7 protein-coding genes are annotated in these 7,672 nt (G+C 46.1%); all 7 read left to right on the forward strand.

Annotation, left to right across the window (positions count from 1 at the left end):
* The first annotated feature begins 61 nt into the window (after window positions 1-61).
* The gene (gene flhA / locus L976_RS19885) at window positions 62-2,161 is read left to right on the forward strand and encodes a flagellar biosynthesis protein FlhA (RefSeq protein WP_037420379.1); all 2,100 of its coding nucleotides are present in this window, start codon (window positions 62-64) and stop codon (window positions 2,159-2,161) included.
* Between the two features lie 11 nt (window positions 2,162-2,172).
* Window positions 2,173-3,552: a flagellar biosynthesis protein FlhF gene (flhF, locus tag L976_RS19890; protein WP_047539530.1), complete on the forward strand. Its 1,380-nt coding sequence runs from the start codon at window positions 2,173-2,175 to the stop codon at window positions 3,550-3,552.
* Window positions 3,553-3,556: 4 nt separating this feature from the next.
* Window positions 3,557-4,438 carry a MinD/ParA family protein gene (locus L976_RS19895; protein ID WP_047539532.1) on the forward strand — a complete coding sequence of 294 codons (882 nt, stop codon included), beginning with the start codon at window positions 3,557-3,559 and terminating at the stop codon, window positions 4,436-4,438.
* Window positions 4,431-5,144: an RNA polymerase sigma factor FliA gene (locus L976_RS19900; RefSeq protein ID WP_047539533.1), complete on the forward strand. Its 714-nt coding sequence runs from the start codon at window positions 4,431-4,433 to the stop codon at window positions 5,142-5,144. The genes L976_RS19895 and L976_RS19900 overlap by 8 nt, the downstream gene beginning before the upstream one ends.
* Window positions 5,145-5,191: 47 nt before the next feature.
* Window positions 5,192-5,575, forward strand: coding sequence for a chemotaxis response regulator CheY (gene cheY / locus L976_RS19905; protein WP_007649667.1), 384 nt, complete (start codon window positions 5,192-5,194; stop codon window positions 5,573-5,575).
* A gap of 13 nt (window positions 5,576-5,588) precedes the next feature.
* Window positions 5,589-6,326, forward strand: coding sequence for a protein phosphatase CheZ (locus tag L976_RS19910; protein WP_037420388.1), 738 nt, complete (start codon window positions 5,589-5,591; stop codon window positions 6,324-6,326).
* 15 nt (window positions 6,327-6,341) lie between these two features.
* Window positions 6,342-7,672, forward strand: a 1,331-nt coding sequence (locus L976_RS19915; protein ID WP_047540781.1) for an Hpt domain-containing protein, incomplete at its 3' end; no start/stop codon positions are given.

Raw genomic sequence — 7,672 nt, forward strand, 5'->3', positions numbered from 1 at the left:
TTAGTTGTTGGCGTGCTTTTTGCTTTTAGGCAGTTATACGTCAAAGTTTAGGTATCTGTGAATGGATGTTAAAGCCTCCTTAGGCCAAGTAAAACAGTTGAAGCTAAGCTCTTTTAAGGGCATAGGTACGCCAGCACTAGTGCTTGCAGCATTGGCGATGATTGTACTGCCAATTCCCCCGTTTCTACTCGACATCTTATTTTCCTTTAACATTGCTTTAGCCTTGATTGTGCTTTTGGTCGCGATTTATACCGATAGACCTTTAGACTTTGCTGCCTTTCCAACCGTTTTATTAGTTGCGACACTGCTTCGACTTGCACTTAACGTGGCATCGACCCGTGTGGTATTACTCGAAGGTCACAACGGTGGTGATGCGGCGGGTAAGGTCATTGAAGCCTTTGGCTCCGTAGTGATTGGTGGTAACTATGCCGTTGGTCTAGTTGTATTTATCATTCTGATTATTATCAACTTTGCTGTTGTTACCAAAGGTGCTGGCCGGATTGCTGAGGTGAGTGCTCGCTTTACCTTGGATGCGATGCCTGGTAAGCAAATGGCAATTGATGCTGACTTAAATGCGGGGATTATTAATCAAGATCAAGCCAGAACTAGGCGGGCTGAAGTCACCCGCGAAGCTGACTTCTATGGCGCAATGGACGGTGCGTCTAAGTTCGTTAAGGGCGATGCTATCGCGGGTATCATGATTTTAGTGATCAACATTCTCGGTGGTTTTATTATCGGGATTGTGCAGCATGGTTTGACATTCTCTCAAGCGGTTGAAATTTATACCCTCTTAACAATAGGTGACGGGTTAGTCGCCCAAATCCCAGGCTTATTACTGTCAATTGCTGCGGCATTGATGGTAACTCGCCAAAATGAATCTGGCGATATGGGTCAGATGTTGATGAGTCAGATGTTTGACAGTCATAAATCGCTAGGGATTGCTGCTGGCGTATTGTTCGTTATGGGGATTGTGCCTGGAATGCCGCATATGGCGTTTTTAAGTTTCGCCGTTTTAACGGGATGTGCGGCTTATTTTATATTTAAACGTAATGAGGCTAAACGTGCCAAAGCCCTCGAACAAGTCAAAACGGGCCCAACGGAAAGAGCCGAAAGAGAGCCTAAGGAACTTAGCTGGGACGATGTGCATCATGTCGACACTATTGGTCTTGAAGTGGGTTACCGTTTGATTCCCTTAGTCGATAAAGGTCAAGGTGGAGAATTACTCAGCCGGATCAAGGGCGTACGTAAAAAGCTTTCGCAAGAATTGGGATTCTTGGTTCCTGCGGTTCACATACGTGACAATTTAGACCTTTCGCCTAATGCCTATCGTATTTCTCTTATGGGCGTTGTTGTGGGTGAGGCGGATATTCGCCATGACTGCGAGCTCGCCATTAATCCGGGACAAGTGTACGGTAAGTTAGATGGCATTGAGACCCGTGATCCTGCCTTTGGTCTCGAAGCCGTGTGGATTGCCCCTGAGCTGCGTGAACATGCCCAAACCTTAGGGTATACGGTAGTGGATGCAGCGACGGTAGTGGCAACTCATATCAGCCAAATATTGACGAATAATGCAGCAAAACTTTTAGGCTACGAAGAAGTGCAACAACTGATGGATATGCTTGCTAAACACTCGCCTAAGTTGGTGGATGGCTTTATTCCTGATGTGATGCCGCTCGGAAATGTCGTAAAAGTGATGCAAAACCTATTAAATGAAGGAGTTTCTGTCAGAGACTTGCGTACCATAGTGCAAACTTTGTTAGAATACGGCACTAAGAGTAACGATACTGAAGTGTTAACGGCAGCGGTGCGTATCGCATTGAAGCGCATGATAGTTCAAGAGATCTCAGGCCCTGAACTCGAAATACCTGTCATAACTTTGGCGCCAGAATTGGAACAGATGTTGCATCAATCAATGCAAGCAACTGGTGGCGATGGTCCAAATATCGAGCCAGGTCTTGCAGAGCGTATGCAGCAATCCTTAGCGGATGCCGCTCAAAAGCAAGAAATGGTTGGCCAGCCCGCTATTTTGCTAACGTCAGGTATGTTACGTGCGACACTGTCTCGCTTTGTTAAATATACTATTCCTAATCTCAGAGTGATTTCTTACCAAGAAATCCCCGATGAAAAGCAAATACGCATAGTGTCTGCCGTCGGCCAGTAGAGGACGCATAAGTGAAGATTAAACGTTTTTTTGCCAAAGACATGCGTGCTGCACTGGCCCAAGTGAAGGACACGCTCGGCTCCGATGCGGTGATTATGTCCAATAAAAAGGTGAATGGCGGTATTGAGATTGTCGCTGCCGTTGACTACGACGAGCCAAAAGCGAAAGCGCCTGCTGCCACTCCGACCTTTATGGATGTGAGTGATGACTTAGTTTCGCTCGGCGCCAAAGCGCCGATCCGCGCTGAAACTAAGCTAAAACCCTCGGCGCCAGCGGACTCACTCCAAGCCTTGCTTGAGAAGCAACAAAATCGTTTAAACCAACAACTCACGCATCAACAACAAGATGCAGAGCTTCCTGCATGGGCTAAAGGATTACAAGCTACCGCAGCTGCGCCTAAAGCTGAGCGCCGTGATATGGGCAATCCCTTCGATAAAAAGTCACAGAGTTCGCAAAAGCAAAATGCCGATCTTGAAGCCATGCGCGACGAGTTATCATCCTTACGTAATTTGTTGACCCATCAGGTTTCAGCATTGATGACTGAGCATAAAAAGCGTATCGACCCTGTCGGTGCCATGCTGGAGTCAAAGTTGTTGGAGGCCGAGTTTTCACCAGCGGTGGCAAACAAATTAGCTGCGCTGAGCCAACACTATACTCCTGCAGAATTAGTTCGTGCACTGCCGCAAAGTCTTGCGAATATGCTTGATAATCAAGGTGATGATATTGTTAAGCAAGGCGGTATTGTGGCATTAGTTGGTCCCACTGGTGTGGGGAAAACCACTTCCTTGGCTAAACTGGCCGCACGCTTTGCTGCTCACCATGGTGCTGACCAAGTGGCATTGATTACCACAGATCATTATCGTATTGGCGCCTATGAGCAATTGGCCACCTATGGCAAAATCATGGGCTGCCCAGTCAAACAAGCCCATGACCTTGCTGAACTAGAGCAAATTCTGTATCAGTTTAGAAATCGCAAGCTAGTATTGATAGATACCGCGGGTATGGGCCAACGAGATATGCGGCTTTACCAGCAACTTGATAATTTAACTGCAAATAGCAGAATACCTATCCGCAGTTATCTGGTACTGTCTGCCACAGGACAGCGCCGCGTGCTGCAAGATGCTGTAAATCACTTTAAACGCATTCCCTTATCTGGTGTTGTACTCACCAAACTTGATGAATCTGTGTCTTTAGCGGGCGCATTAAGTGTGTTGATCCAAAGTGGATTGCCATTAAGTTATGTTACGGATGGGCAGCGAGTGCCCGAAGATATGAAAGTTGCTGATACTTTGATGCTCGCTGAGCAAGCATTAGCGGCCTTAGAAAACACAGAACAACAATCGTTACCAGACACAGCGTGGTCAGATAATATGACCTGTGCATTTGAGTAGAGTTATGACCCTGGATCAAGCAAGTGGTTTACGTATGATTAATCAACCCTATAACGAAAAAGTGAAAGTAATCGCGGTTACGGGTGGTAAAGGTGGTGTGGGTAAAACCAGCGTATCCATCAATACTGCTGTAGCATTAGCCGAGAAGGGCAAGCGTGTCTTAGTGCTTGATGCTGACCTTGGCTTAGCAAACGTCGATGTCATGTTAGGGATCCGTGCTGAACGTAACCTTTCCCATGTATTGTCTGGCGATGCTGAGTTAGATGACATTATTGTCCGGGGGCCTAAAGGTATTGGGATTGTGCCAGCTACATCGGGTACTCAGGGCATGGTAGAGCTAAGTCCTGCGCAACATGCGGGCTTAATTCGTGCTTTCAGTGAGATGCGCACCCAGTTTGATATTCTCATCGTGGATACTGCCGCGGGGATTTCTGACATGGTACTCAGTTTCTCCCGTGCGTCACAGGATGTGTTGGTTGTTGTTTGTGACGAACCAACGTCTATTACTGACGCCTATGCGTTAATCAAAATCCTCAGCCGTGAACACGGCGTCTTCCGCTTTAAAATTGTTGCAAATATGGTGCGTAGTTTACGCGAAGGTATGGAATTGTTTGCTAAACTCAGTAAAGTGACCGACAGATTCTTGGACGTGGCACTTGAATTAGTTGCGACCATTCCATTTGATGAAAATTTGCGTAAATCGGTTCGCAAGCAAAAGTTAGTGGTTGAAGCTTATCCTAAGTCTCCCGCTGCAATTGCTTACCAAGGTCTAGCGAATAAAATTATGAGCTGGCCAGTACCACAGCAACCTGGTGGGCATTTGGAGTTTTTCGTTGAGCGCTTAGTTCAACGACCAGATTTTCAAGAGGAAAAAACGAGTGAATAAAGCCGCAGCGTATACTTGTTTAGACAATAAAACGTCAATCGTTGAACAGTATGCACCGTTGGTTAAAAGAATTGCACATCACTTGCTCGCCAGATTACCTGCCTCTGTGCAGTTAGATGACCTGCTACAGGCGGGGATGATGGGATTATTAGAAGCATCATCTAAGTTTGATGGCGGTAAAGGTGCAAAGTTTGAAACCTTCGCCGGCATAAGGATCCGTGGCGCCATGTTGGATGAAATCCGCCGTGGCGATTGGGTTCCTCGTTCTGTCCACCGAAATAATCGTCGAGTTGCCCAAGCCATTGATGAATTAGAGCAAGTGCTAGGTCGTGATGCGCGCGACACAGAAATTGCAGAAAAACTTGATATGACGCTCGATGAGTACCATCATATTCTTAATGATGTTTCTGTTGGTAAAATCATAGGGATAGAAGACTTAGGCGTATCACAGGATATACTCACTACAAGCGATGATATTAGCGATGGTACGTTTGAGGTCTTGGCAGAAACCCAGTTTCATTCTGCACTTGTTGAGGCGATAAAATTATTGCCCGAAAGGGACGCGCTAGTGCTATCGTTATACTACGATGAAGCATTGAATTTAAAAGAGATTGGCGCCATTCTTGAGGTAAGCGAATCGCGTGTTAGCCAGATATTAAGTCAGGCAATGTTGCGACTCAAAGGCAAACTCAAGCATTGGACATAAGTATAATTATTAATTGAGCACTGAATGTCAGCTCACCGGAGGAAACCTTGGACAAGAATATGAAGATTCTCATCGTTGATGACTTTTCGACAATGAGACGTATCATCAAGAACTTGTTGCGAGACTTGGGCTTTAACAACACCCAGGAAGCGGACGATGGCTCAACCGCCTTGCCAATGTTGCAAAAAGGCGATTTTGATTTTGTCGTTACAGACTGGAATATGCCAGGCATGCAGGGTATCGATTTACTTAAAGCCATTAGGGCCGATGACTCCTTGAAGCATCTACCGGTATTAATGGTCACTGCCGAGGCAAAACGTGAACAAATTATTGCTGCTGCACAAGCGGGTGTGAATGGGTATGTGGTAAAGCCTTTTACCGCAGCAACATTGAAAGAGAAGCTAGATAAAATATTCGAACGACTCGCTTAAGCAGGGATGAGCTATGAAGTCACATACATCAGGGCTCATCACGCTCGAGCATGCTCAGCGTTTAGTCGAACTGTTAAGCGCGAATGAACAAAATCAAGCTGATGATTTATTAAGAGAACTGGCAGCTCCTCTTCAGAGGGAACTTTTTGATGAGGTAGGCAAACTCACTCGCCAATTGCATAGCGCTCTTATGGATTTCCAAATCGATAATCGGTTAGTTGAGTTAGCCAATACAGAAATACCCGATGCTAAGGAACGGCTAAGTTATGTCATTGACATGACTGAACAAGCTGCAAATAAGACTATGGATGCTGTTGAGGAGTGCTTGCCGTTAGCGAATGCATTAACCGCGAACATCCAACAAGTGATGCCATCGTGGGACAAATTAATGCGTCGTGAAATTGCCCTCAGTGATTTTAAGGTGCTTTGCCATAACGTTCAGCATTTGATGTCGCGAAGTGAATTGGACTCAAACCGATTACGCGAATTGCTCAACCAAATATTGATGGCGCAGGATTTTCAAGACCTGACTGGACAAATGATCCGCAGGGTAATCGATCTAGTGATGGAAGTTGAAAGTAATCTGGTGTCTATGCTGACGGTGTTTGGTGAGCAGCCAATAATTGAGAGTCAGATTACTCAGAAAAATAATATTGAAGCTGAAGGGCCGATAATGAATGCCGAGCTTCGTCAAGATGTAGTAACAGGTCAAGACGAAGTGGATGATCTGCTATCGAGTCTGGGTTTCTAACTGGGAGTCAATTTGATGGCCTTTGATGTAGATGAAGAGATACTCCAGGACTTTTTAATCGAGGCGGGGGAAATATTAGAGTTGCTTCAAGAGCAGCTTGTTGCCCTTGAGAATAATCCTGATGATACTGACTTGCTAAATGCCATTTTTAGGGGGTTTCACACCGTAAAGGGCGGCGCAGGTTTCCTAAGTTTGACTCCCATGGTTGATGTCTGCCATGAGGCAGAAAACACATTCGATTTATTGCGTACTGGCAAGCGCAGTGTCACAGCAGAATTAATGGATATTATTCTTCAGGCTGTTGATGCGATTAACACCATGTTTGCTCAAACCCAGCAGGGAGAGCAACAAGATCCTGCTGATGCTGCATTACTTGCAAAGTTAAAGTTACTTAGTTCTGGTGAGCCTCTGCCGTCAGAATTAGGACAAACTGCGTCAGAGCCTGAATCTATTGCTGAGCCCGAACCCGAGCCCGTTATTGAAACTGTTGTTGACGTTGTCGCAGTTGAAGAGATGCCTGTTGAGGCTGTGAGTTCTTCAAACTCAAGTATTGATGAGATTAATGAAGCGGAGTTTGAGGCTTTGCTTGATGCACTGCACGGTAGTGGAAAAGGTCCCGGTGTGACTAACACTACTAATGCTGATGCTGTGGCAGTACCCACTGCGTCAACTCCCTCTGTATCAAATACAGCCAAGCCCAAAGTACAACAAGCTACCAGCTCGGGTGATGATATCACTGACGATGAGTTTGAAGCCCTGCTTGATGAGCTTCATGGTTCAGGAAAATTTAATGGCAAAGTAGATACACCTATATCACCTCAGCCTAAGGTTGAAACTGTTGCTGTGCCAGTGTCAACACCAACACCAACTGCTGTTGCTGTCGATTCAGACGAAATTACTGACGATGAATTTGAGCGTTTACTCGACGAACTTCATGGAAAAGGTGGGGCACCAGCCAAAGCTGTTGCAAAAGTGGAATCTGCGAAACCGACTCCCACTCCTGCCACATCTGCTGCGGCTCCTGCTGTGCCTAAAGCCAGTGTTACTCCGGTAACACCTCCAGCAGTTAAACCTCAGGCCGAAGTTGCGCTCGCCGAGAAGGCTCCTGTTAAAGCGGCCGCTGCCGCATCAGCAAATGTTCCTCAAGGTGAAACGACCGTTCGCGTAGATACTGCACGACTCGACCAAATCATGAATATGGTGGGAGAGCTGGTATTAGTACGTAACCGTTTGGTAAGTTTGGGCATTAGTCGTGATGACGAAGAGATGTCTAAGGCACTCGCGAATCTAGATTTAGTGACTGCTGACTTGCAAGGTGCGGTCATGAAAACCCGTATGCAGCCTAT

Source organism: Shewanella sp. ZOR0012, from assembly GCF_000798835.1.
GTDB classification, from domain to species: domain Bacteria; phylum Pseudomonadota; class Gammaproteobacteria; order Enterobacterales; family Shewanellaceae; genus Shewanella; species Shewanella xiamenensis.